Source organism: Neisseria sp. HMSC067H09 (assembly GCF_001814135.1).
Lineage (GTDB): Bacteria > Pseudomonadota > Gammaproteobacteria > Burkholderiales > Neisseriaceae > Neisseria.
This window is the reverse complement of record NZ_KV814941.1, coordinates 1-1,218: the sequence shown is the minus strand read 5'-3', so window position 1 is coordinate 1,218 and position 1,218 is coordinate 1. Positions and strand designations below refer to the sequence as shown.

Annotated in this window: 2 protein-coding genes; both read left to right on the top strand. The window is 47.1% G+C overall.

Annotated features, from left to right (window positions below; genetic code table 11):
* The coding region (locus HMPREF2954_RS09750; RefSeq protein WP_210398486.1) for a YadA C-terminal domain-containing protein at positions 1-773 on the top strand (773 nt) is incomplete at its 5' end.
* A gap of 180 nt (positions 774-953) precedes the next feature.
* On the top strand, positions 954-1,218 hold a 265-nt coding region (locus tag HMPREF2954_RS11905; protein WP_141755664.1), incomplete at its 3' end, for a helix-turn-helix domain-containing protein.

The following is a 1,218-nucleotide window of genomic DNA, read 5'->3' as shown; positions in this document are numbered from 1 at the left end:
ATCGTAAAGAAATTGATGCCAATAAAGCGGCAATCGCTGAAAATACTGCCAAACTTGAAGAGCAAAAAGAAGCTAACGACGGCTTCAACAATGCTATTGCCAGCTTGGATGAAGACATCATTACTTTGAAAAAAGCAGATTTGGCTGCAGCTGATGCTTTGAAGGCTCACCGCACAGATATCGATGCCAACAAAGCAGCAATTGAGACCAAAGCTGATAAGACTGCTGTAGAAAGCGTAAGAACAATAGCTGTTGAAGCTCAAAAATCAGCTCAAGTGGCAAAAGGTGCTGTTGAAGTTGCCCAAAAATCTGCCGAAACTGCTGACAGCCATGCCAAAGCTGCACAAACCGCTGCTGCCAAAGCTCAAGAAAGTGCCGATACCAATGCGGTACAAATTGCAGCCAATACTAAGCAAATCGATACTAACAAAACCGATATTGCTGCATTGCAAACTGCAAATGGTCAACACGCTGCAGGTATTGCTAAAAACTCAGCACGCATCGATAGCCTGGATAAAAACGTAGCGAACCTGCGTAAAGAGACCCGCCAAGGTCTGGCAGCACAAGCAGCCCTCAGCGGCCTGTTCCAACCTTACAGCGTCGGTAAATTCAATGTTACTGCTGCTTTGGGTGGTTTCAAATCTGATACCGCAGTTGCTGTGGGTGCAGGTTATCGCTTCAATGAAAACTTTGCAGCTAAAGCCGGTCTTGCAGTGGGTACCTCTTCAGGCGGCTCTGCATCTTACAACGTAGGTTTGAACTACGAATGGTAATATTCTTCGTAGAACTGACCTAAATTGACCCGCAGCTTCGGCTGCGGGTTTTTTATGCATTTAATCTTTGAAAGAAAAAATGCCCAAAGGTCGGCGGATTCGCATTTGAAGTGCAACTTTCCATAACAGAAAAAGGCCGGTATGCGGCAGCATACGGCCTTTCCTGCAAGAAAGATTGCCATGAGCTACACACAACTGACCCAAGACGAACGATACCATATCCAATACCTGTCACGCGACTGCACCATCGCCGAAATCGCTAAACAGCTTAACCGCCACAAAAGCACCATCAGCCGCGAAATTAAACGGCACCGTGCCCAAGGACAGCAATACAGCGCCGAGAAAGCCCAGCGGCAAAGCCGGACTATCAAACAGCGTAAGCGACAACCCTATAAACTCGATTCGCAGCTCATTCAACACATCGACACCCTTATCCGCCGCAAAC